The organism is Phenylobacterium sp. (genome assembly GCF_046290725.1).
Taxonomy (GTDB): Bacteria; Pseudomonadota; Alphaproteobacteria; order Caulobacterales; family Caulobacteraceae; genus Phenylobacterium.
This window is the reverse complement of sequence record NZ_JBKBUH010000002.1, coordinates 319,992-345,580: the sequence shown is the minus strand read 5'-3', so window position 1 is coordinate 345,580 and position 25,589 is coordinate 319,992. Positions and strand designations below refer to the sequence as shown.

26 protein-coding genes and 3 tRNA genes are annotated in these 25,589 nt (G+C 67.7%); 3 read left to right on the top strand and 26 right to left on the bottom strand.

Going from position 1 to position 25,589, the window contains the following annotated elements:
• Window positions 1–70 precede the first annotated feature (70 nt).
• A complete protein-coding gene (gene putA / locus ACK41C_RS12950; RefSeq protein WP_409654937.1) occupies window positions 71–3,169 on the top strand; it encodes a bifunctional proline dehydrogenase/L-glutamate gamma-semialdehyde dehydrogenase PutA in 3,099 nt (1,032 codons plus the stop codon).
• Window positions 3,170–3,171: 2 nt separating this feature from the next.
• On the opposite strand, the gene ACK41C_RS12945 is transcribed toward putA, so the two are convergent.
• From ACK41C_RS12945 to murA, 19 genes are all read right to left on the bottom strand, one after another.
• Window positions 3,172–5,025 carry an AMP-binding protein gene (locus ACK41C_RS12945; RefSeq protein ID WP_409654934.1) on the bottom strand — a complete coding sequence of 618 codons (1,854 nt, stop codon included), beginning with the start codon at window positions 5,023–5,025 and terminating at the stop codon, window positions 3,172–3,174.
• A 37-nt stretch (window positions 5,026–5,062) separates the two neighbouring features.
• The gene (locus ACK41C_RS12940; RefSeq protein WP_409654931.1) at window positions 5,063–6,028 is read right to left on the bottom strand and encodes an alpha/beta fold hydrolase; all 966 of its coding nucleotides are present in this window, start codon (window positions 6,026–6,028) and stop codon (window positions 5,063–5,065) included.
• A gap of 76 nt (window positions 6,029–6,104) precedes the next feature.
• A tRNA-His gene (locus ACK41C_RS12935) sits at window positions 6,105–6,181 on the bottom strand.
• A gap of 116 nt (window positions 6,182–6,297) precedes the next feature.
• Window positions 6,298–6,999 (bottom strand): energy transducer TonB, encoded by a 702-nt coding sequence (locus ACK41C_RS12930; protein ID WP_409654928.1) that lies wholly within the window; start codon window positions 6,997–6,999, stop codon window positions 6,298–6,300.
• A 10-nt stretch (window positions 7,000–7,009) separates the two neighbouring features.
• A complete protein-coding gene (locus ACK41C_RS12925) occupies window positions 7,010–7,444 on the bottom strand; it encodes a biopolymer transporter ExbD (RefSeq protein ID WP_409654925.1) in 435 nt (144 codons plus the stop codon).
• Between the two features lie 5 nt (window positions 7,445–7,449).
• A complete protein-coding gene (locus tag ACK41C_RS12920) occupies window positions 7,450–8,328 on the bottom strand; it encodes a MotA/TolQ/ExbB proton channel family protein (RefSeq protein WP_409656664.1) in 879 nt (292 codons plus the stop codon).
• Window positions 8,329–8,987: 659 nt separating this feature from the next.
• Window positions 8,988–10,133: a pyridoxal phosphate-dependent aminotransferase gene (locus tag ACK41C_RS12915; protein WP_409654922.1), complete on the bottom strand. Its 1,146-nt coding sequence runs from the start codon at window positions 10,131–10,133 to the stop codon at window positions 8,988–8,990.
• A gap of 97 nt (window positions 10,134–10,230) precedes the next feature.
• A tRNA-Phe gene (locus tag ACK41C_RS12910) sits at window positions 10,231–10,306 on the bottom strand.
• A 61-nt stretch (window positions 10,307–10,367) separates the two neighbouring features.
• Window positions 10,368–10,544, bottom strand: a complete 177-nt coding sequence (locus tag ACK41C_RS12905) for a DNA gyrase inhibitor YacG (protein WP_409654919.1) — start codon at window positions 10,542–10,544, stop codon at window positions 10,368–10,370.
• On the bottom strand, window positions 10,541–11,575 hold the full coding sequence (locus tag ACK41C_RS12900; RefSeq protein WP_409654917.1) for a ribonuclease E/G: 1,035 nt from the start codon (window positions 11,573–11,575) through the stop codon (window positions 10,541–10,543). The genes ACK41C_RS12905 and ACK41C_RS12900 overlap by 4 nt, the downstream gene beginning before the upstream one ends.
• Window positions 11,572–12,153 carry a Maf family protein gene (locus ACK41C_RS12895; protein ID WP_409654914.1) on the bottom strand — a complete coding sequence of 194 codons (582 nt, stop codon included), beginning with the start codon at window positions 12,151–12,153 and terminating at the stop codon, window positions 11,572–11,574. The genes ACK41C_RS12900 and ACK41C_RS12895 overlap by 4 nt, the downstream gene beginning before the upstream one ends.
• A gap of 16 nt (window positions 12,154–12,169) precedes the next feature.
• Complete coding sequence (gene infA, locus ACK41C_RS12890) at window positions 12,170–12,388, bottom strand: translation initiation factor IF-1 (protein ID WP_409654912.1); 219 nt, start codon at window positions 12,386–12,388, stop codon at window positions 12,170–12,172.
• A 136-nt stretch (window positions 12,389–12,524) separates the two neighbouring features.
• Window positions 12,525–12,980 (bottom strand): low molecular weight phosphatase family protein, encoded by a 456-nt coding sequence (locus tag ACK41C_RS12885; RefSeq protein ID WP_409654909.1) that lies wholly within the window; start codon window positions 12,978–12,980, stop codon window positions 12,525–12,527.
• Window position 12,981: 1 nt separating this feature from the next.
• Window positions 12,982–13,461: a UPF0262 family protein gene (locus tag ACK41C_RS12880; RefSeq protein ID WP_409654907.1), complete on the bottom strand. Its 480-nt coding sequence runs from the start codon at window positions 13,459–13,461 to the stop codon at window positions 12,982–12,984.
• A gap of 141 nt (window positions 13,462–13,602) precedes the next feature.
• Window positions 13,603–14,253, bottom strand: a complete 651-nt coding sequence (locus ACK41C_RS12875; protein WP_409654904.1) for an SH3 domain-containing protein — start codon at window positions 14,251–14,253, stop codon at window positions 13,603–13,605.
• Window positions 14,254–14,360: 107 nt separating this feature from the next.
• A complete protein-coding gene (locus ACK41C_RS12870; protein ID WP_409654901.1) occupies window positions 14,361–15,602 on the bottom strand; it encodes a mechanosensitive ion channel family protein in 1,242 nt (413 codons plus the stop codon).
• A 15-nt stretch (window positions 15,603–15,617) separates the two neighbouring features.
• Window positions 15,618–16,901, bottom strand: coding sequence for a histidinol dehydrogenase (gene hisD, locus ACK41C_RS12865; protein ID WP_409654899.1), 1,284 nt, complete (start codon window positions 16,899–16,901; stop codon window positions 15,618–15,620).
• 42 nt (window positions 16,902–16,943) lie between these two features.
• Entirely contained in the window at window positions 16,944–17,378 is a 435-nt protein-coding gene (locus tag ACK41C_RS12860; protein ID WP_409654896.1) for a DUF2948 family protein, read from the bottom strand.
• Complete coding sequence (murA, locus tag ACK41C_RS12855) at window positions 17,378–18,667, bottom strand: UDP-N-acetylglucosamine 1-carboxyvinyltransferase (protein ID WP_409654893.1); 1,290 nt, start codon at window positions 18,665–18,667, stop codon at window positions 17,378–17,380. The genes ACK41C_RS12860 and murA overlap by 1 nt, the downstream gene beginning before the upstream one ends.
• 344 nt (window positions 18,668–19,011) lie before the next feature.
• Here murA and ACK41C_RS12850 point away from each other — a divergent pair.
• Window positions 19,012–19,086 (top strand) — tRNA-Thr (locus ACK41C_RS12850).
• 56 nt (window positions 19,087–19,142) lie between these two features.
• Here the strand turns inward: ACK41C_RS12850 and ACK41C_RS12845 are convergent.
• From ACK41C_RS12845 to ACK41C_RS12830, 4 genes are all read right to left on the bottom strand, one after another.
• Window positions 19,143–19,571: a D-Ala-D-Ala carboxypeptidase family metallohydrolase gene (locus ACK41C_RS12845; protein ID WP_409654891.1), complete on the bottom strand. Its 429-nt coding sequence runs from the start codon at window positions 19,569–19,571 to the stop codon at window positions 19,143–19,145.
• A 37-nt stretch (window positions 19,572–19,608) separates the two neighbouring features.
• Window positions 19,609–19,992 (bottom strand): hypothetical protein, encoded by a 384-nt coding sequence (locus ACK41C_RS12840; RefSeq protein ID WP_409654888.1) that lies wholly within the window; start codon window positions 19,990–19,992, stop codon window positions 19,609–19,611.
• Window positions 19,993–20,003: 11 nt separating this feature from the next.
• Window positions 20,004–20,921: a hypothetical protein gene (locus ACK41C_RS12835; protein WP_409654885.1), complete on the bottom strand. Its 918-nt coding sequence runs from the start codon at window positions 20,919–20,921 to the stop codon at window positions 20,004–20,006.
• 316 nt (window positions 20,922–21,237) lie between these two features.
• Window positions 21,238–22,611, bottom strand: coding sequence for a hypothetical protein (locus ACK41C_RS12830; protein WP_409654882.1), 1,374 nt, complete (start codon window positions 22,609–22,611; stop codon window positions 21,238–21,240).
• A gap of 174 nt (window positions 22,612–22,785) precedes the next feature.
• Between ACK41C_RS12830 and ACK41C_RS12825 the strand changes: the two genes are divergently transcribed.
• On the top strand, window positions 22,786–23,601 hold the full coding sequence (locus tag ACK41C_RS12825; RefSeq protein ID WP_409654880.1) for an FkbM family methyltransferase: 816 nt from the start codon (window positions 22,786–22,788) through the stop codon (window positions 23,599–23,601).
• Between the two features lie 706 nt (window positions 23,602–24,307).
• Here the strand turns inward: ACK41C_RS12825 and ACK41C_RS12820 are convergent.
• Genes ACK41C_RS12820 through ACK41C_RS12810 form a run of 3 tightly spaced genes read right to left on the bottom strand, consistent with a single transcriptional unit; the run spans window position 24,308 to window position 25,587 of the window.
• Window positions 24,308–24,721 carry a hypothetical protein gene (locus tag ACK41C_RS12820; protein ID WP_409654877.1) on the bottom strand — a complete coding sequence of 138 codons (414 nt, stop codon included), beginning with the start codon at window positions 24,719–24,721 and terminating at the stop codon, window positions 24,308–24,310.
• Window positions 24,722–24,730: 9 nt separating this feature from the next.
• On the bottom strand, window positions 24,731–25,348 hold the full coding sequence (locus ACK41C_RS12815) for a hypothetical protein (RefSeq protein WP_409654875.1): 618 nt from the start codon (window positions 25,346–25,348) through the stop codon (window positions 24,731–24,733).
• Window positions 25,348–25,587: a hypothetical protein gene (locus ACK41C_RS12810; protein ID WP_409654873.1), complete on the bottom strand. Its 240-nt coding sequence runs from the start codon at window positions 25,585–25,587 to the stop codon at window positions 25,348–25,350. Before ACK41C_RS12810 ends, ACK41C_RS12815 begins: the two co-directional genes overlap by 1 nt.
• Window positions 25,588–25,589: the final 2 nt, after the last annotated feature.

Below are 25,589 nucleotides of genomic sequence, written 5' to 3'. Positions count from 1 at the left end.
GCGCCTGAACTTGCGTAGCACATTCGGCCGGATCGGAGATACGCCGGACGCATTCTAATCGGAAACAGCCATGACCACCTGGACCGCCCTGGACGATCCCTCCGCCAAGTTCCGCGACGAGACCGAGGCGGTGACGGCGCTTCTGGCCGCCCGTCCCCTTACGGCGCATCAGCGGGAAGCCGTGCAGCGGGAGGCCGAGGATCTGGTGCGCGCCGCCCGGCGCTCGGCGCGCCGCCAGGGCGTGGTGGAGAGCTTCCTGCAGGAGTTCAGCCTGGGCACCCGCGAGGGCCTGGCCCTGATGTGCCTGGCCGAGGCGCTGCTGCGGACGCCGGACGCCGAGACCCGGGACCGCCTGATCGCGGAAAAGATCGGCGGGGCCGACTGGGCGAGCCACCTGGGCCAATCGGACAGCCTGTTCGTCAACGCCTCGACCTGGGGCCTGATGCTGACCGGCAAGCTGGTGGAGGTGGACGACGAGGCGCGCCGCGACCTGCCGGGCTTCCTGAAGCGCCTTGCCGAACGGATCGGCGAGCCGGTGGTCCGCGCCGCCGTCGCCCAGGCCATCGGCATCATGGGCGAGCAGTTCGTCCTGGGCCGCACCATCGAGGCGGCGCTGAAGCGGGCGGCCAAGGAGGACCAGACCTGTTCGTTCGACATGCTGGGCGAAGGCGCCCGCACGGCGGCCGACGCCGCGCGCTACGAAGCCGCCTATGCAGAGGCGCTGGAAGCTGTCGGGCGCGCAACCAAGGGCGCCGGCCCCGAAGCGGGCCACGGGGTTTCGGTGAAGCTCTCCGCCCTATCCCCCCGCTACGAGGCGACGCAGGAAGCCCGCGTGTGGGACGAGCTCTATCCCCGACTCAAGCGCCTGGCCCTGATCGCCGCCCGTCACGACCTGAACTTCACCATCGACGCGGAGGAAGCCGACCGCCTGACCTTGTCGCTGAAGCTGCTGGACCGGCTGGTGCGGGAGAACGACCTCGGCGGCTGGACCGGCCTTGGCCTCGCCGTACAGGCCTATCAGAAGCGGGGACCGCTCGCGATCGCCAAGGTCGCGGAGATCGCCCGCGAGAGCGGCCGCCGGCTGATGGTGCGGCTGGTGAAGGGCGCCTATTGGGACACCGAGATCAAGCGCGCCCAGGTGAACGGACGGCCCGACTATCCGGTCTATACGACCAAGGCGGCCACCGACCTCTCCTACCTCGTCTGCGCCAAGGCCCTGATCGAGGCCGCGCCGCATCTCTATCCGCAGTTCGCCACCCACAACGCCCATACGCTGGCCGCCGTGCGCGCCCTCGCCGCCGAGGCCCGGGTGAAGATCGAGTTCCAGCGCCTGCACGGCATGGGCGAAGCGCTCTACGCCGCCGCCGGCGAGGCCTATGGAAAGCCGATGGTGCGCACCTACGCCCCCGTGGGCGGGCACGAGGACCTGTTGCCCTATCTGGTGCGCCGGCTGCTGGAGAACGGGGCCAACACCTCCTTCGTTCACGCCCTGCTGGACGAGCGGGTGCCGCCGGAGGACGTGGTGCGCGATCCGATCTCCCAGGTGGAGGCCGCAGGCGCCGGGCCGCATCCGAAGATTCCGCGCCCCGCCGACATCTATGGCGTCGAACGGAAGAACTCCCTGGGCGTCGACCTCTCGGCCCCGGTGGAAGCGGCCCGTCTGACCGCGGCCGCTCGCGCCCTGCCGCTGGTGGAGGCCGGCCCCATCTTAGCCGGGCTGAAGAAACCGAAAGGCGAGCGCGAGGCCCTGCGCAGCCCCGCCGATCACGCCCTGGTCGTCGGCTACGTCGCCGAGGCGACGGAGGTCGAAATCGACGCCGCCTTCGCCGCGGCGCGGGCTGCCCAGCCCGCCTGGGACGCCCGAGGCGGGCGGGCGCGCGCGGAGGTGCTGCGCGCGATGGCGGAGGCGCTTGAAGCCCGCGCTGAACACCTGATCGGGCTCTGTGCGCGCGAGGCCGGCAAGACCCTGGCCGACGGGGTGGCCGAGGTGCGCGAGGCGGTCGACTTCCTCCGCTATTACGCCCATCTCGCCGAGACCAAGTTCGCCGCCGCCGAGACGTTGAAGGGGCCGGTGGGCGAAGCCAACAGCCTGGAGCTGCGCGGCCGCGGCGTGTTCGTCTGCATCAGCCCCTGGAACTTCCCGCTGGCGATCTTCACCGGCCAGATCGCCGCCGCCCTGGCCGCCGGCAATGCGGTGGTCGCCAAGCCGGCCGAACAGACGCCGCTGATCGCCGCCGAGGCGGTGCGCCTTTTCCACGGCGCGGGCCTGCCCCCTGCCCTGCTGGCGCTGCTGCCGGGACGGGGGGAGACGGTCGGCGCCCAGCTGGTGAGCCATCCGCACTGCGACGGCGTGGCCTTCACCGGCGGCACGGACACGGCCCGGCGGATCAACCAAACGCTCGCGGCGCGTGAAGGCCCCATCGTCCCGTTCGTGGCCGAGACCGGGGGGCTCAACGGCATGTTCGTCGACACCACGGCCCTGAAGGAGCAGGTGGTGGACGACGTGGTGCTTTCAGCCTTCGGCTCGGCCGGCCAGCGCTGCTCGGCCCTGCGCATCCTGTTCCTGCCGAAGGATACGGCCGACCTGCTGATCGAGGGGATCAAGGGGGCCATGGACGCCCTGACGCTCGGAGATCCGGCCCAGCCCGCCACGGATGTGGGCCCTGTCATCGACGAGGAGGCGCGCGCGGGTCTCGCCGCCCACCTGGCGCGGCTGGAGCGCGAGGCCAAGGTGCTGCACCGCCTGGAGGCCCCCGGCGGCGGAACCTTCTTCGGCCCCGTGCTGGCCGAGATCCCCTCGGCGAAGTTTCTGGAGCGGGAGGTGTTCGGCCCGATCCTGCACGTGGTGCGCTACGACCCGAAAGATCTCGCCCGCGTGGCCGGCGAGCTCGCAGCCACGGGATACGGGCTCACGCTGGGGGTACACTCGCGCATAGACGCCTTCGCCGCCGAGGTCCGGCGGCTGATCCCGGCGGGCAATGTCTATGTCAACCGCTCGATCATCGGCGCGGTGGTGGGCGTGCAGCCCTTCGGCGGCGAGGGGCTGTCGGGCACCGGCCCGAAGGCCGGCGGTCCGAACGCCCTCTCGCGCTACTGCGTGGAGCGGGCGGTGAGCGTGAACATCGCAGCCCAGGGCGGCGATCCCGCGCTTCTGAACCTCGGCCTGTAGGCTCAGAGCGTCACGACGCCAGGGCCTGGCGGATCGGCGTAGAGCGCCTCCACAAGGGCGTGGCGGCGCTCCAGGGTGGCGCGCTGGTTCACATAGCCCTTGTCGGTGATCTCGCCGGCGTCGATCGACGGCGGCTCGGTCATGATCAGGAACCGCCCGACCCGGCGGGAGGAACCGCCGGCCGCGGCGTTGAAGGCGCCGATCCGATCCTTCAGCGTCTCGGCGAGCCGGGCCAGGGCGGGCGCTCCTTCGGCCGCCAGGGCCTGGAACTCGGCGGGCGAGGGCCAGATCAGCGCACCGATGAACGGCTTGTCCTGTCCGGCGATCACCACGTCCAGCACATGCGGCGTGCAGGCCGCGACGATGTCCGGCCGCAGGGTGCCGACCGAGACCCAGGTTCCGGAATCGAGCTTGAAGTCTTCGGTCACCCGCCCGTCGAAGACCAGGCCCTTGGCGGGGTCTTCGGGATCGACGAACCGGGCGGCGTCGCCGAGCTTGTAGAATCCCTCCTCGTCGAAGGCCGCCGCGGTCTTTTCGGGGTCGTTGTGATAGCCCGAAGTAACGGTCGGCCCCTTGACCCTGACCTCCATCTTGGAGCCGTTGGGGACCAGCTTCAGCTCGATTCCCGGCAACGGCAGGCCGACGAGGCCCACGCGCTCCGTCACCCAGTGAACCACTGTGATCCCCTGGGTTTCGGTGGCGCCGTACATGGTGGTCAGCGGGATGCGATGGCCGGTCTCGGCGATGGCCAGCGCCTGCATGCGTTCATAGACATCGTTCGACAGCGTCGCGCCGCCATAGCCCATATAGCGGAGATTCTTGAAGAAAGAGCGGCGCAGGACGGGATCACGCTCCATGGCCTCGGCCAGCATGCCGAAGGCGATGGGCGCCGAGCCGAAGACGATGGGCGAGACCTCGTAGAGGTTCTTGATCGTGGTTTCGAACATGCCGGGCAGAGGCTTGCCCTCGTCGAGATGCAGGGTCCCGCCCGCCCACAGCACGCCGTTGAAGCCGATATTGCCCGCCGAGATGTGGCTCCAGGGCATCCATTCCAGGCTGCAGGGCGGCTCGGCGTCCGGGGCGGGCTCCTCGTCGCGCAAGCCGTCCTGGCCGGCGATGACGCCGGCGAACATCCCGTGCGTCTGCGGTACGCCCTTGGGCATGCCGGTGGAGCCGGAGGTGAAGAGATACTTGGCGACCACGCCATGGTGCAGCCGTTCGCGCGCCGCCTCGACCGCCGCCGTCGGCTCCGTCGCGGCGAGTTCCGCGAAGGGCGCGCCGCCGGCGCCGTCAACCGTCACGAAGACCAGATCCGGATCGACTTCGCGCAGGGTCTGGAAGGCGCGCTCGAACATCGCCCCGCTCTGGGCGAACACCACCTTGGGCCGAACGGTGGCGAAGCAGTGCTTCAGCTTCGCGTGGTCGCTGGAGATCAGGCTGTAGGCGGGGCTGATCGGGGCGATGGGGACGCCGGCGGTATAGGCGCCCAGCATCATCAGGGCGTGCTCCACCGAATTGGCCGAGAGAACCATGACGCTATCCTGAGGACCGAGGCCGCGGTCGAGCAGCCACTGGGCGATCCCGTCGGCCGCCCGCTTGGCCTCGCCATAGGTGACGCCGCGCCAGGGGCCGTGGTTCGGTTCCCGCTGGAGAATGTAGGGCCGGTCCGGATGCTCGGCCGCCCGGTCCCCCAGGAGGTGGGGAATGGAGCGCGGCCCGTCTCCTGGCGGATGGTTCGAGCGGATGACCACCGACCCGTCAGGCCGGCGCTCCACCGAAACGTCCGGCTGCTTCATAGGCAGGGGCTTGAAGGGCGGCGGCGCGGTTGGCGCGACCGGAGCATCGGCTAGGGTCATCGATTTCCTCCCTTGTTTCTTTTTGACTTTCGGCCGGTCACACCAGCGACTCCAACCATGGGATGAGCAAGGCGTTGACCTCCTCGGGTCGCTCCTGCTGCGTCCAATGCCCGCAACCCTCCAGGAGCACTGCGTTTCCAAGGTTCGGGACGTGGCGCCGCATGGTCGCGATCGGATCGGCGGCCCCAGCCATATTGAAGGCCATGTCGCGGGTTCCGGAGACGAACAGCGCCGGCTGCTCGATATGGCGATGCTTGAAGGCCTGCAGGAACTCGAAATCCCGCTCGTGATTGCGGTAGCGGTTCAGCGGCCCGCGGAAGCCGGAGCGTTCGAACTCGGCGACGTAGTAGTCGAGTTCCTCAGGCGGCAGCCATGCGGGGAAGGGATCGGGATCTATGAGGCCTTCCAGCAGCGTGGCGTCGGCCGCCTTCTTCGGCCAGCTGCCGTCCGGCGCATCGCCGGAGATCGCGTAGTAGAAGCGGCGCAGGAAGCCGCGGGGATCGGCCTCCAGCTCGGCTTCCGCCACCCCCTCCTTCTGAAAATAGGCCTGGTAGAAGAAGCGGTTCTTCCGCGTGAAGACCGCGTCGAACACCTCGGTGAAGGGTTGCTTCGGCACGCCCATGAACGGCACGGAGAGCGCCGCCACCGCACGGAAGCGGTCCGGGCGGACCAGGGCGGAGTTCCAGACGATCGGCGCGCCCCAGTCGTGCCCGACCAGGATTGCAGGGGCCTGCGGCTGCAAGGCGTCGGCGACGCCGACAAGGTCGGCGATCATGCGCTCCATGGCGTAGGCTTCGACCGGATGCGGCTTGTCAGAGCCGCCATAGCCGCGAACGTCGATGGCGCAGGCCGTGAAGCCCGCCCCCGCGACGGGGCCGATCTGATGGCGCCAGGAACGCCAGGATTCCGGAAAGCCGTGCACCAGGATCACCAGCGGCCCCTCGCCGGCCACAGCGGCGCGCAGGCGGACCTCGCCGGCGTCTAGGGTGCGGAAATCGGGCATGGAGCGGCTCCTTCGCCAGGATGCTCCACGAGTTTACGCCGCGGCGAGCAAGAGCCGATGGCGAATGGATTTGCGATGGTACCGCCTCCCCGGTTCGAACGGGGGACCTCTAGAGCCACAATCTAGCGCTCTAACCAACTGAGCTAAGGCGGCGCATCGCGAGGCGTCCTTCTAGTCGGACGGGGCGGCGCGATCAAGCGCTCATGCGGCGACGAAAAAGCCCCGGAGGCTGTCGCCGCCGGGGCTTAGGTTCGTCTTCTGCGGCAACCTTACTTCGGCAGGTTGAAGCGGATCGGGATCCGCACGCTGCCGCCTTCGACGGGCGCGCCGTCGAGGGTCTTGGGCCGCATCCGGAAGAGCCGGGTCATCCGCATCGCGGCGTCGCCGAAGCCCATGTCGCCCGGATCCTCCTCGGTCACGCTGCAGCTTTCCAGCGTGCCTTTGGAGGTGACCTGGCAACTCAGGACCGCACGGCCTTCGACGCTCATCCGCTGGGCACGGTCCGGATAGTAGCGGGCCATGTCTTCCGCGGACGGGCGGCGCGCCCAGTCCGGATTGGTGATCACCGACGGCCGGGGCGGCGCGGGCGGCGGCGGAGCCGGCGGCCGCGGATCCTCGATCCTCTTCTCCACCGGCGGGACCGGCAGGGGCGGGATCGTCGGAATGTTCGCCGGCACGTTCACCGGAGGCCGCGGTTGCAGCTTCGGCGGCGGCGGCGGCGGCGTGTTCGGCGGCGGCGGCGGAGGGGGCGGCGGAGGCGGCGGCGGCGGCGCGGGCTTGATGAGCGCCACGTCCGTCACCTCGTCCGAGTACTCGCGGTACTTCGGCTCGAACTTCGCCTTCCAGAGGTAGACCCCCAGCGCGGCGTGGACGACGACCGACACCACGATAGCGGCGGTGACGCCCTTGTTCCGCTTCTTGACCGGCTCGTCGAAGACGCTGCGGTGGGCGATTTGGTCGGTTTCAGCCATCCTCGCCTCCCTACTGCTTGTCTTCGCCGACGAGGGCCACGCTGTAGAACCCGTGGTCCTGGAGCATGTTCATCACGCCCATGAAGTCCCCGTAGAGGACATCTTGGTCGGCGCGGATGAAGATCCGTTCCCGGGTGGGGTTCCGCCGGCCGCCGAGAGCGCTGTTGAGATCATCGCCCAGGGAAGCCAGATCGGTGGCCGCGTCGCCGATGTAGATGCTACCACCCCGCTGAAGCGAAATGTAGACCGGTTTCGGCGGGTTCGGGGACGGCGGAGCGACCGCGGGAGGCAGAGCGACCTGGACCGACACAGTGGCGAGCGGCGCCGCCACCATGAAGATGATCAGGAGGACCAGCATGACGTCCACGAAGGGCGTCACATTGATCTCGCTGTTCTGCTCAACCCCGTACTTGCCACCCCCAGAACCTGAGAGTTTGGCGCCCATGTGGCTTAGGCCCCTTTGTCGAGCTGCCGGGAGATGGTGTTCATCAACTCAGCGATAAAGCCTTCCGTCCGCGCGCCGTAGGCGGCGATACGGGTTTGGAAGTAGTTGTAGAAGATAACCGCCGGGATAGCGGCGAACAGGCCAAGGCCGGTGGCGAGCAGCGCCTCGGCGATGCCGGGGGCGACGACGGCCAGGTTGGTCGTGTTGGTGTTCGCGATGCCGATGAACGAGTTCATGATCCCGTAGACGGTGCCGAACAGGCCGATGAACGGACCGCCGGAACCCAGGGAGGCCAGGAACTGCATGCCGTTGGACAGGCGCTTGGCCAGGTTGGCCTGAACCGCGCCGACCGCAGCTTCCGCCCGGTGCAGGGTGGTTTCGCGATGTTCGCCGGTGACGGCGAGCCCGGCCTGGCGGGACAGTTCGACTTCCTGGGCGGCCGCGGCGGCCATGTCGGCCAGCGGATTGCCCTCGAACTCTTCCGACATGGCGATACGGCCGACGTCGTTGATCGACTTGGCGCCGCGGAAGGCTTCGGTGAAGCGGTCCGAGGTGCGGTTCAGCGAGCCGAACTCGATGATCTTGGTGGCCAGCAGGGTCCAGGAGAAGATCGAGCCGATCACCAGGCCGATCATCACGACCTTAACGACCGGGTCGGCCTCGAGGAACATCTCCATGACCGTCAGACGGCCGGCGCCTTCCATTTGCGGGGGCGCTTCATCGGCCGCCGGGGGGGCGGCGTCGGCCGCAGGAGCGGCCGGGGCGGCGGCTTCGGCGGCAGGTGCGGCCGGAGCCGCGGCTTCCTGCGCGAACGCCGGCGCGCTCGTCATCAGCGCGACGGCGCCGAGGAGAGCGAGGAAAGGGGTCTTCTTTTTGTCGAGCATCTGTCGCCAGTTCCTGATTGGTCTAGCACGTTTGGACCGAGGGTCGTCGCGCGAGAGCGTCTCCACCCTTGTTGAAACAAGCCCGCCGCCATGCCGGGAACCCGCCACGACGCCGAAGCCGCTTTCGCTGCGCCCGACCCGTAACGCTTGGCTCCGACAAGATTATGAAGGAGCGGCGTTTCGAAGGCGGGAGCGGCCTCGCCCTCCCTGGGGGGGAACTCGAAGCCTTGCCGCCATGTTAGACGTGCGGCATCGGTCCTTTGGCAACCCCTACCCCAAGCGTCAAGAGGGCATACTTGCCCCTTTGCGCCGCTTCTTCCCGGCAAGTTGGCACCGTTGTTGCGCCGCACAACGCTCAACCCAAGTATTCTTGGAAGAAAACCGACTTTTCGAAGAAAAAATATGCTGCATTGCAGCATGACTGATCGAACGTCGGTCGAAAAAGGACGATCGAGTCGGCGGCCCGACGAGCGCGCCATGTGCGATTTTCGGTCAGAAGCCGCGCATGCGGCGTGAGATGGGCTCCCGCCCCTTGCGAGTCAATCCAAACGGCGTTCGACCGGCGCAGGTTGCGGGCGAATGTGTCGCAGGCGCCATGGCGCCCCTCGAGTGTTCCGCAGGATTCAACGGTCAGACGATCCGTCCGACGGCGTCGTGCTCTACGACAGCCTCTTCGCCGACCGGTCGGCGAACCAGGGTTCGAGGCGCCTGATCGCCTCCTCGACCTCTCGGGTGGAGACGGCGAAGCTGAAGCGGACGAAACGCCGGCCTTCCACAGGATCGAAATCGACACCGGGGGCCGTCGCCACGCCGGTGTCGCGCAGCAACGCCTCGCAGAAGGCGAGGCTGTCGTCGGTGAGATGTCCCACGTCCGCATAAATGTAGAAGGCGCCGTCGGGCGGCGCGATCGCACTCAGGCCGAACCTCGGCATGGCCTCCAGCAGAAGGCCGCGATTTCGCCGATAGACCTCCAGATGGCCGTCCAGCTCCGCACGGCAGTCCATGGCGGCGAGCGCCGCATGCTGGGCGAGAGAAGGCGGCGTCAAAAAGAGTGCGCCCATCAAGGCCCGCGCCGCCTCGACGTCGTCGGGCGCCGCCACCAGCCACCCCAGCCGCCAGCCGGCCATGCTGTAATATTTGGAGAAGCTGTTCACGATCAGGGCCGTCGGCTCGAATTCAAGCAGCGAGCGGGCCCGCTCCCCATAGGTGAGGCCGTGATAGATCTCGTCGGAGATGATCCGGATTCCCCGCTCGCGGCAGACCTGCGCGATAGCTTGCAGCTCCCCGGCCGGAATCACCGAACCGGTGGGATTGGCGGGACTGGCGAGGATCACGCCGGCCGGCGCGGGGTCGAGCGCAGCGAGGCGCGCGGCGTCGAGCTGGAACCCCTCGGCCGGGCCGCAAGGCAGTTCCACCGGCGTCATGTGCAGCGCCTTCAAGGTGTTGCGATAGGCGACATATCCAGGCCGCGCCAAGGCCACGCGGTCCCCCGGCTTGAAGGCCAGCGACAGGGCCAGGACCAGGGCGGGAGACGCCCCGCAGGTGAGCACGATCCGCCCTGGCGCGATCCCGACGCCGTAAGCGTCTTCATAGTGACGAGCGATTCGAGCCTTCAGGGTCGGGCTTTCCCAATAGCCCATGGGGTCGGAGTCGAGCACCCGCCGCGCCGCCGCCAGCGCCGCAGCCGGCGCGCCCGTTGAGGGCTGGCCGAACTCCATGTGGATCACCGACCGGCCCTCGGTCTTCAGGCGGTGCGCAAGCCCGCTGATGGCGATGGCGTGAAACGGATCGATCCTAGCGGACATCGGCGCTGGCCCCTGACTTGGACCGGCATGTGGCGCAGGCGCCCCGCCGAGGCAAGCCGAACGGCCCGGGGATCAGGAAGAAAATATGCAGGGGAAATGGTGCCTGGGGCCGGAATCGAACCAGCGACACGCGGATTTTCAATCCGCTGCTCTACCAACTGAGCTACCCAGGCGCAGGCCCCGCGTCGCGGGAGCCGCGTCTATAGAAGAGCCGTTCGCCGCTGTCCAGCGGCCTCAGGCGTCGTCCTGGGCGTCGTTGTCGTCCGGCCCGCCCTCGCCCTCCACCGCCGGAATGGCGTAGCCGCCGGAGAGCCATCGCTGCAGGTCGACGTCGGCGCAACGGCGGGAGCAGAAGGGGCGGTAGGTCGGGTTGGAAGGTTTGCCGCAGATCGGGCATGGAGCTCCACTCATCGGGCGACGGCCTCCAGGCTTTCTCTCGGCCTCGGCTCCGGATGAAGAGCGAAGCGCGCGCCGAAGCGGGCCACGAGGCGTTCCACGAGAGGTCCGGCGGCGTCGGCTACGGACGGGGCGCACCGTCCCTCCACCTGCGCTCCGCCCTGCGCCAGGGCTTCGGTCTCCATGGCCCTGACCAGCCGCAAGGCGAGCGTGCGGTCGGAAGGCGCGCCGTCGGGGCCGTCGAGAATTTCCCGCACCGAGCGGACGCGGCGGGGCACCGTGAGCTCCATCGTACCGAAACGGCTGACCGGCCCGATGGCGACGCCCGGATTGTCCGGCGCAAACGCGGCGCGCGCCGCCGTCAGCAGGGCGTTTCCGTCATGCCCGCGGCCGGCGAGATCCACCACGACAAGCCCGCCCAGCCCCTTCAGCCGCAAGAGGCGCGCCGCCTCGCCCAGGGCTGCGAGGTTTGTCTGACGGGTGATGCGCTTGGCGTCCTGGCCGGTCCGGGCGCCCAGATCCACATCCACGGCCACCAGGGCGCGCGTCGGCTCGATCGCGAGACTGCCGCCGCCCGGCAGCGGATGGACGGTCTCCAGGGCCTCGGCCTCGGCCTGATCCGCCACGCGCCGGGCCTCGGGGCCCTCGAGGATCTCAGCCCCGCGGGAGAACCCGGCCAGCTGTTCGGCAAGATCCGGCGCAGGCGCGATCAGGCCCGGCTCGCCATGGGCGGGGCCGATCGCCCTCACCGTCGCCAGCTTTTCCGCCCGCGGCTCGATTCGGATCTCGACCTCGAGGAGTTGCCCCTGCACCGGCCGCTCCTCGGGCCTGTACGGCAGGAAGGCCTCCACCCCGCCGAGGTCGACGAAGGCGGAGACGAAAGCCGGCTCCACCTTCCGCACCCGCGCGGCGAGGCGGGCGCCGGCGCGGGTGAGCGGCGATTCGCCCTCCCGCAGGATCAGCAACCGCTCCGGCCGGCCGTCCAGGGTCACGACGCCCCGGCTCTCGCCCGGCGCACGGTCCAGAAAGAGCGCACGCCGGCTCATGGGAACCGGAACCCCAGCCCTTTCAGAAGGCTGACGGTCTCGTAGACCGGCAGGCCCACGACCGCGGGGTAGGATCCCTGAAGCGAAGGGATGAACGCCGCCGCCCGTCCCTGGATGGCGTAGCCGCCGGCCTTCCCCTCCCCTTCGCCGCTCGCCAGATAGGCTTCGATCTCGCGCTCGGTCAGGCGCTTGAAGCGGACGCGGGTCTCGATCAGCCGTGCGGCGGCCCGGCCGCTCGGCGCCGCCACGGAGAGCCCCGTGAACACCCGATGGGCCCGCCCCGACAGCAGGCGCAGGCAATCGCGGACGTCCTGGGAGGATACCGCCTTCGGCAAGGCCCGACGCCCGACGGCGACGACGGTGTCGGCCGCCAGGACATAGGCGTCGGGCTGAACAGCGGCGACGGCGGCAGCCTTTTCGGTCGCCAGCCGCAGGGCGGTGTGGCGGGGCAGTTCGGACTTCAGGGGGCTTTCGTCGACCTCCGCGGGGACGACGCCGTCGGGCTCCAGCCCGATCTGACGCAAGAGGTCCAGCCGCCTGGGGCTTGCAGAAGCCAACACCAGGCGCTGCGATTCCATTCGAGGCAAGCGCCCTCTATCGGACGCGGAAGGTGATGCGGCCCTTGGTCAGGTCGTAGGGCGTCATCTCGACCAGCACCTTGTCGCCCGCCGAGACGCGGATTCGGTTCTTCCGCATCTTGCCGGCGGTGTGAGCGATGATTTCGTGGTCGTTCTCGAGCTTCACGCGGAAAGTCGCATTGGGCAGGACTTCACTGACCGTGCCCGGAAACTCCAAAGGCTCTTCCTTAGCCATGCAGGCTCCCAGATAGCGTTCGATACGCGAACGGCCCGCGATCCCGGTCAGGCGCGAGCCGTCGAAAGACGCGCAAGTATAGCGCAGCGCCCCTAGCATGGTCGATAAGGCTTTGGCGATCCTCCGCCCACGGCTCTCAAGCAAACCGTTCGGCGATTCGCGACGCCAGGGTGTCGCGCACCTCGCGATAGGCGGCGAGCCGAACCTCCCGCGCTCCCTCCGTGAGGGTCGGATCGAGGATCGGCCAGTATTCGATCTCGGCGGCCCGGCCCCGCGTCAGTTCGACGGCGCGGTGCTGCGCCTCCGGCGTCAAGGAGATGATCAGGTCGAAGGACTCGTCCTCCAGCTCCTCGAAAGTCTTAGGCCGATGGTCGGAGAGGTCGCAGGAGATTTCCGCCATGACAGCCTGGACGAAGGGATCGGCGCCGTCGTCCAGGCCCTCCGGCGCCGGTTTGAGGCCGCAGCTGTCAACGAAGATGCGATCGCCCCACGCGCGCCGCAGCAGCGCCTCGGCCATGGGAGACCGGACGAGATTGTAATTGCAGGCGAACAGCACCGCCCCGGGCAGGGGCGGCTTGCCGGACTCCCCCATCCTACCCTCGCCAGTGCAAGGCGCAGATCAGGGTGAAAAGGCGCCGGGCGGTGTCGAGATCGGTTTCGATCTTTCCAGCCAGGCGCTGCTGAAGCAGTTGCGAAGCTTCGTTGTGGAGCCCGCGCCGCCCCATGTCCAAGGCCTCGATCTGCTGGGGCGTCGAGTTGCGGATGGCTTGGTAGTAGCTCTCGCAGATCAGGAAGTAGTCCTTGATCAGCATGCGAAACGGCGAGAGCGAGAGGATGTGCCGGCGCTCGTAGCTCGGGCCGCGCACGTCAAGCACCAGCCGGTTCTCCAGAAGGCCCATCCGAAGGTCGTAGGGCCCGCCGTCGCCGCCTTCGGGCGCGAAATAATTCTCCTCCAGAAGATCGTAGATGGCGATCTGCCGCTCCTGTTCCTGGTCGCGCGAGACCGCGGCGAGCGATTCCTCGTCGATCTCCACGGACTGGAGGCGCTGGGTCTTGCGGTCGGGTTCGGCCATCTGGGCGTGATCTGGAGCGGACTGCGGCGAGGTTTATTGCAAACCACCCCCTAACGTCATCCTGCCCCGCACAGGAAGCCGTCGAACGAAAAAGCCCCCGGCGCCGGAGCGCCGGGGGCCGCAACGGAAAAAGGTCCCGCCTTAGTAGCCATAGCTGGCGTAGCGGTAGCCTGCGGGGGTCACGTAGGCGCCGTGGACATAGCCGACGCCGACGCCGTCACGTCCAACCAGGATCCACTCGGTGCCGCTGACACGCGCCAGGGCCTGGAAGGCTTCGCCCGGCCGCAGCGTACCGACCCGCGCGGCGTTCGTGGTCGGAGCGGCCCGAAGGTTGAGGTTCGTGGTCGCCACGAAGGTCCCGCCGTCGCGGACGAACCTCGCCGGCGCCAAATGACCGCTCAGCCGATAGCCGCCGTGAGCATATGTCGCCGGCTGGGCGTAGGCGGGCGCGCCGCCGTAATAGGCGCCTTGCGCCTGCTGGTCGCGCTGCATCTTGCAGCCCACATAGGAGCCGGTGGCCGCGCCCACCGCGGCGCCGATGGCGGTGCCCGTTCCGCGGTCGTTCTTGGCGAGGTTGGAGCCCGCCGCAGCGCCCACCAGGGCGCCGATGATCGCGCCGCCCGCCTGCTTTCCGCCAGGGGCGTCGCAGCTGACGATGGAGCCGAGGCCGCCGCCTGTGGGCGTACGATAGGCCTGGGCGTTGGCGGTCGAGACGGCGCCCGCCGCGAGCGCGCCGGTCAGCGTCGCCACGGCCGCGCCGCGCAGCAGCTTGGAAGTGTTGAAGGTGCGCATGGCATGGTCTCCGTCTAGGTTTCGTCCCGAGGCCTCGCAGCCCCGATGACGACCACCCTAGCGACCCGATCCTGAACGCCCTCTGGGCCTGGTTTGACAGGAATTGTTCAGCTTTCCGCGTCGTCTTCGGCGGGGCGAGGCGCCGCCTTCGGGCCCGCCGACGAGCGGCTGGGCGCCGAGGGCGCCGGCGGCCCGATCGGACGATAGGCTAGGCCGATGCCCTCAGCCTCGAACGCCAGCTTGAGCCGGCGGTTGTATTCCCGGCCGACGACCCACTGGTCCCTTGGCCGAGTGGTGGCGCGCGCGCGCAGCAGAACGCCCTGAGGGTCCAGCCGCTCCACCCCCATGACCTCGATCGGCTGGGTGATCCGGCGTGAGAATTCGGGGCTCCTCCGCAACGCCTCGCCGACCTCGCCCATGACTGCGAGCGCCCGATCCACGTCCGTCCCATAGGTCACCATCACGTCGGCGACATAGGACGAGTAGGAAGCCGTCCGGTTATGGATCACCTGGGCTTCGGAATAGGGGAAGATATGCAGCGTGCCGTCGAGGTCTCGAAGGCGGATGGTCCGCAAGGTCATGGCTTCCACGGTACCGCCGACCGACCCGATGCGGACATTGTCGCCAACCGACACGACATCCTCGGCGACCAGGAAAAGCCCGGTGAGGAAGTCCTTCACCAGAGTCTGGGAGCCGAAGCCGACCGCAACCCCCACCACGCCGGCGCTGGCCAGCAGAGGCCCCACCGACACCCCGATCTCGGAGAGGAAGGTCAGGGCCGCCACGACGGCCAGCACGGCCTGCACGCTGCCGCGGATCAACGGTCCCAGGGTCCGGATCTGAGCCGCCCGGCGCGCGCTGCGGCTCCGCCGCGCCAGCCCGCCCATCAGGCGGTCGATGAGGAAGCCGGCGATCTCGACGACGCCGACGGCCAGGATCGTCACGAGGACGGCGCGTAGCAGGCCCGCCCCGGCTCCGCCGGCGAGCCGGGCGAACAGGTCCACGCCCCAGATGCGGGCGACCAGGACCAGGGCGCCGACGATGATCGACAGGCGCAACAAGAGCCAGGTCAGCCCGGCGACCTGAGGCGTATCCCGCTTCTTTGTCTCCGAACTGGCCTCGGCGTCCAGCCGCCGGAGCCAGGCATCGGACAGCCGGCGTAAGGTCCAGATCAGGCCGTATGCGGCTGCCAGGCAGACGCCCGAAAGCACGAGGTTGAACAGGAGGTCGCGCGGATCGAGGCCGGAAACGGCTCGCCACGACTGGCGCACGCCTTCCAGGATCTGTTCAGCAGCCGTGGCCCCGGCCGGCGGGTCTGTCGGTGCGGCCGGCCCTTGCCTCGCCACCATCGCCGCGTCCGCCGCCTAGTTCCGCCCCAGCCGGATCGCCGCCGATCGAGCGTGGGCCGGCAATCCCTCGGCCTCGGCCAGCGCCACGGTCGGAGGTCCCAGCGTGCGGAACGCGGCCTCGTCGCAGTTGATGATCGAGGTCCGCTTGATGAAGTCGTAGAGAGAAAGGCCGGAGGAGAACCGCGCCGCCCGGCTGGTCGGCAGGACGTGGTTCGACCCCGCCACATAGTCGCCGATCGCTTCCGGCGCGTGCCGTCCCAGGAAGATCGCGCCGGCGTGCCGGACTTGGTCCGCCAGCACGCTCGGCGCCTCGACGGCGAACTCCACATGTTCCGGCGCCAGGCGATCCACCAGCCGCGGCGCCTCTACCAGAGGCGCGACGATCATCGCGCCATGGTCCCGCCAGGAAGCCGCCGCAGCCTCGCCGGTCGCCAGCGTCTCCAACTGGGCCGCCACCTCGGCTTCGACCGCGGCGGCGAAGTCGGAGCTGTCAGTGATCAGGATGGCCTGGGCCGCCGGATCATGCTCGGCCTGGGAGAGCAGGTCCGCCGCGATCCAGGCTGGATCGTTGGCCGCGTCCGCCACCACCACGATTTCCGAAGGCCCGGCCAGGGCGTCGATGCCCACGGTTCCATAGACCCGGCGCTTTGCGGCCGTGACGAAGGCGTTGCCCGGCCCCACGATCTTGTCCACCGGCCGGATCGGTCCGGCGCCGTAGGCCAACGCCGCCACGGCCTGGGCGCCGCCGACCCGCCAGATTTCGCTCACACCCGCCGCCTTCGCCGCCGCCAGCACCGCCGGCTGCAACCGCCCGGGCGGCGTCACCATGGCGATGCGCTCCACGCCTGCAGCCGCCGCCGGCACCGCGTTCATCAGAACGGTCGAGGGATAGGCCGCCCGCCCCCCCGGCACGTAGATCCCGACGGCTTCCAGCGGCGTCCATCGCCAGCCCAGCTCGACCCCGGCCTCGTCGATGAATCGGGCGTCGGCGGGACGCTGGCGCTCGTGATAGGCGCGGATCCGCCGAGCGGCGAATGCGATGGCGTCTTTGACATCCTGCGGGCAGCGCGCCGCGCCCTCCTCGATCTCATCCTCGGAGACGCGAATCGTGGCCTCGTCCAGCTCGGCGCGGTCGAACTCCCGCGCGAACCGCAACACCGCCGGCAGCCCCTCGGCCCGGACCGCCGTCAGCACCTCGCGCACGATCGCGTCCACGTCTTCCGGCGTATCGCGCCTCTCGTCGGCGAAGGCCCCAAATACGGCCTCGAAATCGGGATCGGAGAAGGTGAACCGGCGCATGGGCGCTATGTAGCGGCCGCCCGCCGCCCTGGCTATGGCCCGTCAGGCTTGGTGCTTGGGAACCCGCGGCGTCGGCCAGGGATCGGAGATGTCGGCCAGCACAGCGTCGACGCACTCCACCTCCGCCCGCAGGTCGCCGCCGCCGGCGAACTGCATGACAACGACCCCGCCGGGCGATTCGTCCGGCTCGAAGGTCAGCGCCAGCAGTTCGACCACCGCCTCCTTGGCGCCGCGCCGGATTCGCCGCGTCTGCACTTTCAGCACCGAACCGATCTGCAGGGCGCAACGCACCCGTTCGCCGCCCCGGCCTTCCCACCGATAGCGGTTCAGCGCCAGCGTCAGCCGCCGCGCCCCAGGTTCGAAGGCGATGTCCCCGACCTTGCCGACGGCATCCTGCAGCGCCGCCGAGATCACCGCCAGGTCGTCGGCGTCTTCGGCCAGCAGGCGTAGGCGTTGCGAAGGAGTATCAGCCACCATCACGCCTCCACTTCGCCGTTTCCAGGGATGCGGCGGACCTTCGCACCGCAACCGCCCAGCTTCTCCTCCAGGCGTTCAAACCCACGGTCCAGGTGATAGACCCGGCTCACCAGAGTCTCGCCCCGCGCGGCTAGGCCTGCGATCACCAGGCTCACGGAGGCCCGCAGGTCCGTCGCCATCACCGGCGCCCCGTCCAGGGCGGGCACGCCCCGCACCCGGGCCTCGCCGCCGGAAACCGAGATGTCGGCGCCCAGGCGCATCAATTCCGGCGCATGCATGAAGCGGTTCTCGAAAATGGTTTCGCGGATCACGCTTTCTCCCTCCGCGAGAGTCATCAACGCCATGAACTGCGCCTGCAAGTCGGTGGCGAAGCCGGGATAGGGATCGGTGGTCACCTCTACGGCTCTCAGGCGCGATCCGTTCCGTTTGACGGTCAATCCATCCTCGTGTCGCCGCACCTCCACGCCCGCCTCGATCATCTTGTCGAGCAGGGTGTCGATCAGTTCGCTGCGAGTCCCAGTCAGGCGAACCTCGCCGCCGGTCATTGCAGCCGCCAGGGCGAAGGTGCCGGTCTCTATTCGGTCGGGCATCACGGCGTGATCCGTTCCGTGCAGCCTGTCTACGCCCTGGATGCGTACGATGGGCGTCCCCGCCCCCGAAACCTTCGCACCCATCGCATTGAGGCAGTCGGCCAGGTCGGCCAGCTCCGGCTCACAGGCGGCGTTGGACAGCACCGTCTCGCCCTTCGCCAACACGGCGGCCAGCATGGCGTGCTCGGTCGCCCCGACCGAGACGAATGGAAAGGCGATCTCCGCGCCGGTCAGGCCCCGCGGAGCCTGCGCATAGACATAGCCTTCGTGCAGGTCGATCGTCGCACCCAGGGCGCGCAACGCCTCGAGATGCAGATCCACCGGCCGCGCCCCAATGGTGCAGCCGCCGGGAAGCGAGACCTTCGCCTGCCCGGTCCGCGCCACCAGCGGCCCCAGCACGTTGAACGAGGCGCGCATCTGCCGGACCAGATCGTACGGCGCGATGGCGCTGACGATCTCTGGCGCATGGAGCACGGTTTCCGGGCCCTCCGGCCCATCCTGCTCGACCACTTCCACCCCCAGCCGCTCCAGCAACCGGGCGAGAAAGCGGGTGTCGGCCAGGCGCGGCATGTTCGTCAGCCGCAGGGGTTCGTCGGTCAGCAGGCTGGCGGCCATAAGCTTGATGGCCGAATTCTTGGCGCCGCTGATCGGGATCACACCCTCAAGCTGCGCGCCGCCTGAAATGGCGATGCGATCCAAATGAGATTCCTCGGAACAGGCGCTCTGCGCGGCGATCTCCGCGATGCGGCCCTTTCGGGCTATCTAGCGCGGGGGCGCGCCGTCGCAAAGCCGCGGCGCCTCAGGAAGCCTGGTCCCTGCCCTTGCGCGGTTCCGGCGGCGGAGCGCTCAGCTCCTTGCGACGACGGAGGTTGGCGCGCAGAGCCTCCGCCAGGCGCGCTTCGCGATCCGACGGTGCGGACTTGGTCTTATCGCTCATGAGAATCAGAGTGCGGCGAGGCGCCTCCGCCATCAAGCGCGCTTTACGCATATTTGGGGCTTCACGCGGGCTCCGGCTTTGGCTATAGCCCCCGCCTCGCCTTTTCGCCGCCGTAGCTCAGTGGTAGAGCGCATCCTTGGTAAGGCTGAGGTCGGCAGTTCAATCCTGCCCGGCGGCACCACTCTTCTCCTCCTTCGCACGCCCAAGTTCCGGCCCGTGAACGGCGGCGGAGACCCGTCAGCGAAGGCCCGTGTGATAGCCTCCGCCCCGCGCCTTGGTCAGGACCTGGCGGCGCAGGCGGGGATCGAACGACACGTGCACCCAGGTCCCTTCCTCGATGAGCTGGTCGAAGGCGAGAGGGGAGTCCGCAAGTTTGCGGCAGATCGCCTTGGGCGTTCCAAACCGGTGACACACGAAGTCGACGGCCTGTCCGGTCAAATGCGCGCTCCGCACAGCCCCGCCCACCGCCCGGTTCACCGCTGGAGAGCGATAGCCGCTGGACACAAGGATCGGATGCCCGCCCAATAGTTCGCGCACCGCCTCCATCCGCTCCGCCGTGGCCCGCAGGTTCGCCGTCACTTGCGCCGAGGGCGTGTTGTCCAGGCCGCGCTGCTGGGTCGCCGTCAGCTCTTCCAGGGTGAAGTGCGGCGATAACCACGTCGCCATGGCCGCCTCCTTTGCTTCTCGTGTTCGGGAGCAGAGCTCAGCGCGCGTCTGGCATCCGCAGGCCGAGACCTGCCAGGAACGCCGCCGCGCCCGCGACCAGCCAGGGCGCATAGCGCGAGATCCAGCTTCCGAGCGCGGCGACGCCGGCCACCCGATCCCGCTCGGCCTCGAGTGCGTCGATCCGCGCCAGCGCGCCCTTCAGCTCGCCCCGGAGGGCGTCCACCAGCTTGCCCGCCTCCTGGGCCTCCAACCGCACAAGGCGCTCGCGCACGTCGTCGAGCTTCGCGGTCAGGCTCTCCAGCCGCTTCGTCTGGGCTGCCAGATTGTCGCCGATCTGGCGCAGGGTCAGCACCTGCGCCTCGTGCAGGGCGTTTCGTTCGGCGACGGTTTCAGGATACGGATCTGAAGCTCGCGTAATCATTTCGCCTTCCCTCAGGCTAGCAATTTCTCGAGATCCACGCTGAGGCCCCAGTTCGTCCCCCGCCGGGTCTGAGATCCCGTCGAGTTCGTCTCGCTGTTCGTCGTTTCGCCCCGGAACAATTCCAGCGGCAGATTCCCGAACAGCCCCAGCTGCGCGGTGAGCAGGTCGATCGGCGCCCTGGCCCGCGCATCGTCGACGCCGCGCAGGGTTCCGCCCATCTCCGCCTGGGCCGCCACATTGGCCCGGGTGTTGGCGTCCATCGCCGTCGACAGGTCCACGAGCCCCTGGGCCGCACGCAGCTTCCGATCCTCTTGCTCAGACCGCAGGCGGGCGTTCTCGAAGCTGGCGCTCTGCCGCCGATTGGCGTCGTCGGCAGACAGCCCGGCGCTGGTGGTGAACATCTGCGACAGGAGATTCGAGATCTGGGTGTTGCGCGCCCGCGACAGCTCGCCCTCGGTCAAAGCCTTGGTGATCGCCGCGCCCGAGCCGCCGAAGGCCCCTTCCCGCGCCAGAGCCAAGTCCTGGGCCGCCCGCGTCGCCCCCGCCGCGGCGTCGAAATCGGCCGTCGCGGCGTCAGTCACCTGCTGGTGGAAGGGATTGTAGTATTTCTCCAGGCCCGTCAGCAGGCTCTGGGCTTCCCCCTGATGCGCCGGCGCCCCCGTGCCGGCCCGGAACACGTCGGCGGCGCGATCGAAATTCCAGGGCAGGCCAGTCAGGCCGCCCGCCATGGCCGCCGCCCGGTTCTCGAGCGCGCTGGTCGGCGAAACCAGGCGGTTCGGATCGATCTGCCCGAGATTGCCGATCCGTCCCGCATAGTCCTGAGTGGCGTTCGCAATCCAGTCCGGCAGCACCGGCGTCGTCGTACGCCAGGATTTCTCCGTACTGCTGCTCGTGGTCTTTTCACGGTTTCCGCCGAAGTTGAAACTCATGTCAAAGCTCCTTCTCGATCACCCGCGCGATCGTTTGTGATGTTGGACGGCCACCCCGGACGGCCGACGGCGACGGCGCGGTGGAAGCCAAGGCCGCCCTTTGGCTTCCGCCGCCGTCTCAGTTCATGTTCGTCTCCGTCGGCGAGCCGCAACAGCGGCAGTCGCGCCTGCGGATACGTTCGATCTGCATGACCGGAGCGGCTCGCCGCTCCGCCAAAGCTGCGCCTCCCGGCGCTCGCCGATCGACTTCACCGCGTCAGGACGGTGGGAGCCGCCGCGATCTGGAGTTGCGTGCCGCGCCCTTCGGCTACGGACATCACCGCTCGCCGGCGAACACCACCTTGAACACCGGCTTGCCGATGCGCGCGGCGGTCGGCGCGGTCCGCCCGGAGAACCGAAGGCGGAACAGTCGACCGGAGGCGCGGAAATCCACCTTCGACTGCCCCGGCGCCATCGGATAGGGCCCGAAGGTCCGCGCCTCACCCTGTGGCGTCTGGCGGCTCGTGATTGTCAGCGAAACCCCGCCTTCCTGGTCGGCGATGTCGGGCCAGACGCCCAGCGTCATCAGGTTTGCGTTCTCGTCCAGATACTGGTCGGCGGTCTCGATGAACCAGCTGAAGGCTGCGCCGTCCGCCGACTTGCCGCGCTCGTGCCAATAGACGCGGCCGCCCGCGTCGACGCCGATCGGATGCTGCGAGGGCCCGGCGTCCACGAACGCCGTTCGATCCATACGCCCCCGTGACCACGCGCCGTCCTGCAGCGAAACGGCGAGGTAGCGCGAGTTCTCCGTACCCTCCCGGGCGTCGGGATAGTCGAACCGCACCTCGTTGAAGGCGCTGATCGTCGAGGCCGTCACCTTATCGCCCTGGCTGGCCGCGATATTGTCCGCCATATCGTCCTGGATCGGGCACGGCAGGATTTCGACCCCGCCGCCCAGACCATAGCGGCGGAACTGTAGGTCCGGGCCGAGCCAGAAGGCCGCCTGCCCCGCCACCACGGCGGCGTTCGGCCCGATCAGGCCGCAATTGGCGGCCACGCGTTCGAACTTCCACGGCTGGCTGACGGAACCGACGAACTGGCCTAGGAAGAGGGCATGGGTCGTCCAGATCAAAAGATGCGGACCGATGACGCGCCCGGCCACGATCCGACCGCCGCCCGGCAGGATGTATTCTCGCGCCGTGGTCGAGGGGCTGGTCGTCCAGCTCTCCAGGTCGCGTACGCCAGAATGGCGGATGCACAGCGGATTGTAGACGCCGGAGGCTTCCTCGTTGCAGCCCAGGGCGAACACCTGGTCGGTCGGCGCCACGAGCATGTGCGAGATCTGCTGCGGCGCGCCGTCCACTTCGACCGCAGCGACCGCGGTGTCGTTCATCCAGCGATAGAGCCGGCCGCCCCGCGGCGAAGCCAACAGGTTCTCCCCCCAGGCCGCCAGGGCCCAGGTCCGCGGGAAGTAATCGGCGGTCGAGGGCTGCGAATAACCTCCGGTGGAATAAGCCCCCGTCCCGAACCCAGCGCCCCCGGCGCCGTCCACCGGCCCTTCGGCCAAGCCTACGGGCGTGACGTCGGCCAGCTCACCGGAGCGCCAGACCATCAGCGCCGAATGCGTCCCGAACGCCGCCGTCAGCGCGGCGGCCTTGTCCGTCCATTGGAACACGGTGCGGCAGACGCCGGGGAGAGGGGTGTCGGACATGCTCTCCCAACCACCAATGACTTGAGGCCTTCCCAACCAGAAGCGAATGTTCGATGCATCGCCCCACTCGCCGGCCGCCGTGTATGCGGTGTCATCGCCGCGAAGTCCCGGAGGAAGATCCAAAGATATACGCATTCTACTTCCTCATTGTTTGGACAATAAGTAAAAAATAGTATGCTAAAGACAGCCGAGGCATATGGAATTCAATTTCTCGTCCCACCGGGAGATAGCGGGGTAGGAGCCTCAATTCTAGATTACGGCGAGTTCGCTAAGGTAGAGACAGATTTCATATTAGACATAGTTGGAAATGGAATATTTGTAGACGTTGGGGCAAATATTGGAGCGATTGCTCTACCGGTTTCCCGAAGGGCAAGCATGGTTCTTGCCATAGAAGCAAATAGAGGATTTGCAAATCTTCTTGCGGCAAACGCCCTAAATAACAGAATGTACAATGTATCCGTTCTACACGCCGCCATAGGGGATAAGGAATGCATTTCCAGATTTCCGGTAATGCCGTTATTTGAGAGCGGAAATCTGGGGACCTCTGGATTTGGCCTCCCGGAGGCCTACGCTAGAGAACCGGTAATGATGCTAACACTAGACCGCATCACCCCCCCGAGAACTTCCGTCATTAAGGTAGACGTAGAGGGTTATGAGTTAAATGTCATTAAAGGATCAAGGGAGATCCTCAGGAAATTGAGACCATATTGGATAATAGAAAGCTCTACAGATACGCCAAATAACGCGAGCGTGTTAGCAACTATGAATTCATTAGGGTATTCAACATATTGGTTTTACACGCCTTTCGTTACCCCAACACCTCTTCGAGGGTCGCAACCCGAGAAGCTCAGGGGGGATATTAGTATTTTTGCCGCGCCATCGGAAAAGCGGCAGCCAGATTGGGAGATGAATGCAGCAATCCCAGGAGAGCGCAGGCCACGAACAATAGCCGATTTTCCATACCTTTCTAGGTATGGCTACACAATATAGATCTATCCAAATCTATACATAAAACAAACTAATAACCCGCTCCCTCCATATGCCGAATACCCAGTATCTGAACCACAACGCCCGCCAGAACCATAGGGAGCTACATTCGGAGGGCTGTTATTAAACTGATTTCCAACACTACTACTATTTATTCCAAATAAATCCCCAAACCCTCCCGCACTTCCTCCGAAAATCACATTATTTCCGAATGGACCGATAATACCTTGCTCACCTCGTTCACCGCTTCCGCCCCCGTATCGATTGACCTGAAATCCGGAAGCCGAGCTGCGTGGCGCCGGAGCACCATTTGGACGACGACCACCCTGGGCTATTCCGTGCACGACTCCATCAATGCGGACGATAGTGTCTCCCCCGTCCCATCCACTTCCGCTTACCGGTCCTACGGTTCTTCCCCCTACACCTACGGTCCAAGAAATCGTTTGCCCCCTTGCTAGTAGGAGGCGACTGTGTCCCGCTGCGCCGCCGCCACCCCCAAATGACAATGCACTTTCAGCAGAACCAGCCGCACCGCCGCCGTATGCAAACACGTCTGCCACAAGATCTTCACTTGCATTGTATGATCCGGAGAGCGGAGTGGTGTATTCGTGCGAACGATCCTGGATTACTGTCGCTATAAGTTTTGGGAAACTCGTCCGCCCGACGAGCATTCCTTGACCTTTGAATCCAGCAAGACCCTTTTTCACCATCAGTAATCCGCCCACTCAGCTGCAACCACGATCCCCGCCGCCGACGCCACCGTCGCCGCCGCATAGAGGCGATCACCCGCCTCCAAGATCAGGGGGTTGCCGTCCGAGTATCCGAAGTCGGTCCTCGGGATTTCGGTGGTGTTGGAGACCGTGTGGGCGGCCATGAGGCGGGAATCGACCAGCCGCTGGGTCTCTCCGCCGTCCTTCGAAAGGTAGAGCAGGAGGTTGGTAGCGGTCACCGTCGCGCGCGGCGCGGCGCGGATCCGCGTCACGCGCGCGCCGTTCTCGCCCGCCATCGTCAGGAGAACCGACGCGCTGGGCGCATCATCGATGTCGGTGGACGCCGTCGTCAGGACCGCCGTGCCGGTGCGCGGGGTCTGCGGGGTGATGATCGAGTTCGGGGTCACGGGCATGTCTGGCTCCTAGAGCGCCACCGCCGCGGCGATGGCGAAGGCTTTGAGGGTTTCGGATTGCGCCTCGGCTCGGGCGGCCTGGTCGGCGGCGTAGTCGCCGATGTCGCCGGTGACGACCTGTTTCCAGGACGCCGCCGATCCGTCGGTGTGGATGAACTTGCCCGCATTGCCGGCCTGGGCGGGCAGGTCGACCTGGGCGAAGGCCAGCCCTTCGGCATAGGCGCGGATCGACACGCCGCCGGCGCCCTCCGGCGCCACGTTCACCCCGTCGCACAGGACCGTGGCGATCTCGCCCGGCCCCAGGGTCGCGCTTGCGCCGGCCCCCGTCGTCACGGTCAGGTCGCCGGTGCAGCCGTTCCAGACCTTGTAGACCTTCTCCACGCTGGGCACGGTCACGGTGAAGGTCCCTGCCCCGGTGAACTTCAGCACGGCCGCACGGGCCTCGTCGTCGCCGGTGTTGGAGCTGGTCAGGGTCACATCGCCGGTCAGCGTCTTCACGGTCCAGCCGGCGACGGCGAAGTCGATCCGGCCGATCACGTTGTTCAGCTTGGGCGCGCCCCAGGTGTTCAGGTTCTCGCCGGCGGCCTGCTGTTCCAGGCGCAGGCGCGGCGTGTAGGAGGAGGGCATCAGACAGGTTCTCCGGTGTCTTGGCGGATCCAGGCCCCGCCGTCCGAGACGACGAGGACCTTCAGGGTCGTGTCGAACACCGCATGCCGCGGCCAGCGGCCGGGCGGCGGCAGATCGGCTGTCGCGCAGGCGTAGAGCGGGGTCGGGGCCTGCGGCGTCTGCAGGGCCTTGATGGCCTCGACGAGCGCGAGCGCGAACGGCCGCATTTCCGGCGGCAGGTCGGATCCGGCGACGAGCATGG

Coding starts and splice junctions, on each gene's coding strand:
- ACK41C_RS12905 (WP_409654919.1), bottom strand. CDS start 10,544: ATGAGTGGAGCTCCATGCCCGATCTGCGGCAAACCTTCCAACCCGACC.
- ACK41C_RS12895 (WP_409654914.1), bottom strand. CDS start 12,153: ATGGAATCGCAGCGCCTGGTGTTGGCTTCTGCAAGCCCCAGGCGGCTG.
- ACK41C_RS12920 (WP_409656664.1), bottom strand. CDS start 8,328: ATGCTCGACAAAAAGAAGACCCCTTTCCTCGCTCTCCTCGGCGCCGTC.
- ACK41C_RS12880 (WP_409654907.1), bottom strand. CDS start 13,461: ATGGCCGAACCCGACCGCAAGACCCAGCGCCTCCAGTCCGTGGAGATC.
- ACK41C_RS12845 (WP_409654891.1), bottom strand. CDS start 19,571: ATGGCGACGTGGTTATCGCCGCACTTCACCCTGGAAGAGCTGACGGCG.
- ACK41C_RS12930 (WP_409654928.1), bottom strand. CDS start 6,999: ATGGCTGAAACCGACCAAATCGCCCACCGCAGCGTCTTCGACGAGCCG.
- putA (WP_409654937.1), top strand. CDS start 71: ATGACCACCTGGACCGCCCTGGACGATCCCTCCGCCAAGTTCCGCGAC.
- ACK41C_RS12925 (WP_409654925.1), bottom strand. CDS start 7,444: ATGGGCGCCAAACTCTCAGGTTCTGGGGGTGGCAAGTACGGGGTTGAG.
- ACK41C_RS12875 (WP_409654904.1), bottom strand. CDS start 14,253: ATGCGCACCTTCAACACTTCCAAGCTGCTGCGCGGCGCGGCCGTGGCG.
- ACK41C_RS12860 (WP_409654896.1), bottom strand. CDS start 17,378: ATGGTGGCTGATACTCCTTCGCAACGCCTACGCCTGCTGGCCGAAGAC.
- ACK41C_RS12870 (WP_409654901.1), bottom strand. CDS start 15,602: ATGGTGGCGAGGCAAGGGCCGGCCGCACCGACAGACCCGCCGGCCGGG.
- ACK41C_RS12840 (WP_409654888.1), bottom strand. CDS start 19,992: ATGATTACGCGAGCTTCAGATCCGTATCCTGAAACCGTCGCCGAACGA.
- ACK41C_RS12815 (WP_409654875.1), bottom strand. CDS start 25,348: ATGCCCTCCTCCTACACGCCGCGCCTGCGCCTGGAACAGCAGGCCGCC.
- ACK41C_RS12820 (WP_409654877.1), bottom strand. CDS start 24,721: ATGCCCGTGACCCCGAACTCGATCATCACCCCGCAGACCCCGCGCACC.
- hisD (WP_409654899.1), bottom strand. CDS start 16,901: ATGCGCCGGTTCACCTTCTCCGATCCCGATTTCGAGGCCGTATTTGGG.
- ACK41C_RS12825 (WP_409654880.1), top strand. CDS start 22,786: ATGCTAAAGACAGCCGAGGCATATGGAATTCAATTTCTCGTCCCACCG.
- ACK41C_RS12915 (WP_409654922.1), bottom strand. CDS start 10,133: ATGTCCGCTAGGATCGATCCGTTTCACGCCATCGCCATCAGCGGGCTT.
- ACK41C_RS12945 (WP_409654934.1), bottom strand. CDS start 5,025: ATGACCCTAGCCGATGCTCCGGTCGCGCCAACCGCGCCGCCGCCCTTC.
- ACK41C_RS12830 (WP_409654882.1), bottom strand. CDS start 22,611: ATGTCCGACACCCCTCTCCCCGGCGTCTGCCGCACCGTGTTCCAATGG.
- ACK41C_RS12810 (WP_409654873.1), bottom strand. CDS start 25,587: ATGCTCGTCGCCGGATCCGACCTGCCGCCGGAAATGCGGCCGTTCGCG.
- ACK41C_RS12885 (WP_409654909.1), bottom strand. CDS start 12,980: ATGGGGGAGTCCGGCAAGCCGCCCCTGCCCGGGGCGGTGCTGTTCGCC.
- ACK41C_RS12940 (WP_409654931.1), bottom strand. CDS start 6,028: ATGCCCGATTTCCGCACCCTAGACGCCGGCGAGGTCCGCCTGCGCGCC.
- ACK41C_RS12835 (WP_409654885.1), bottom strand. CDS start 20,921: ATGAGTTTCAACTTCGGCGGAAACCGTGAAAAGACCACGAGCAGCAGT.
- infA (WP_409654912.1), bottom strand. CDS start 12,388: ATGGCTAAGGAAGAGCCTTTGGAGTTTCCGGGCACGGTCAGTGAAGTC.
- ACK41C_RS12900 (WP_409654917.1), bottom strand. CDS start 11,575: ATGAGCCGGCGTGCGCTCTTTCTGGACCGTGCGCCGGGCGAGAGCCGG.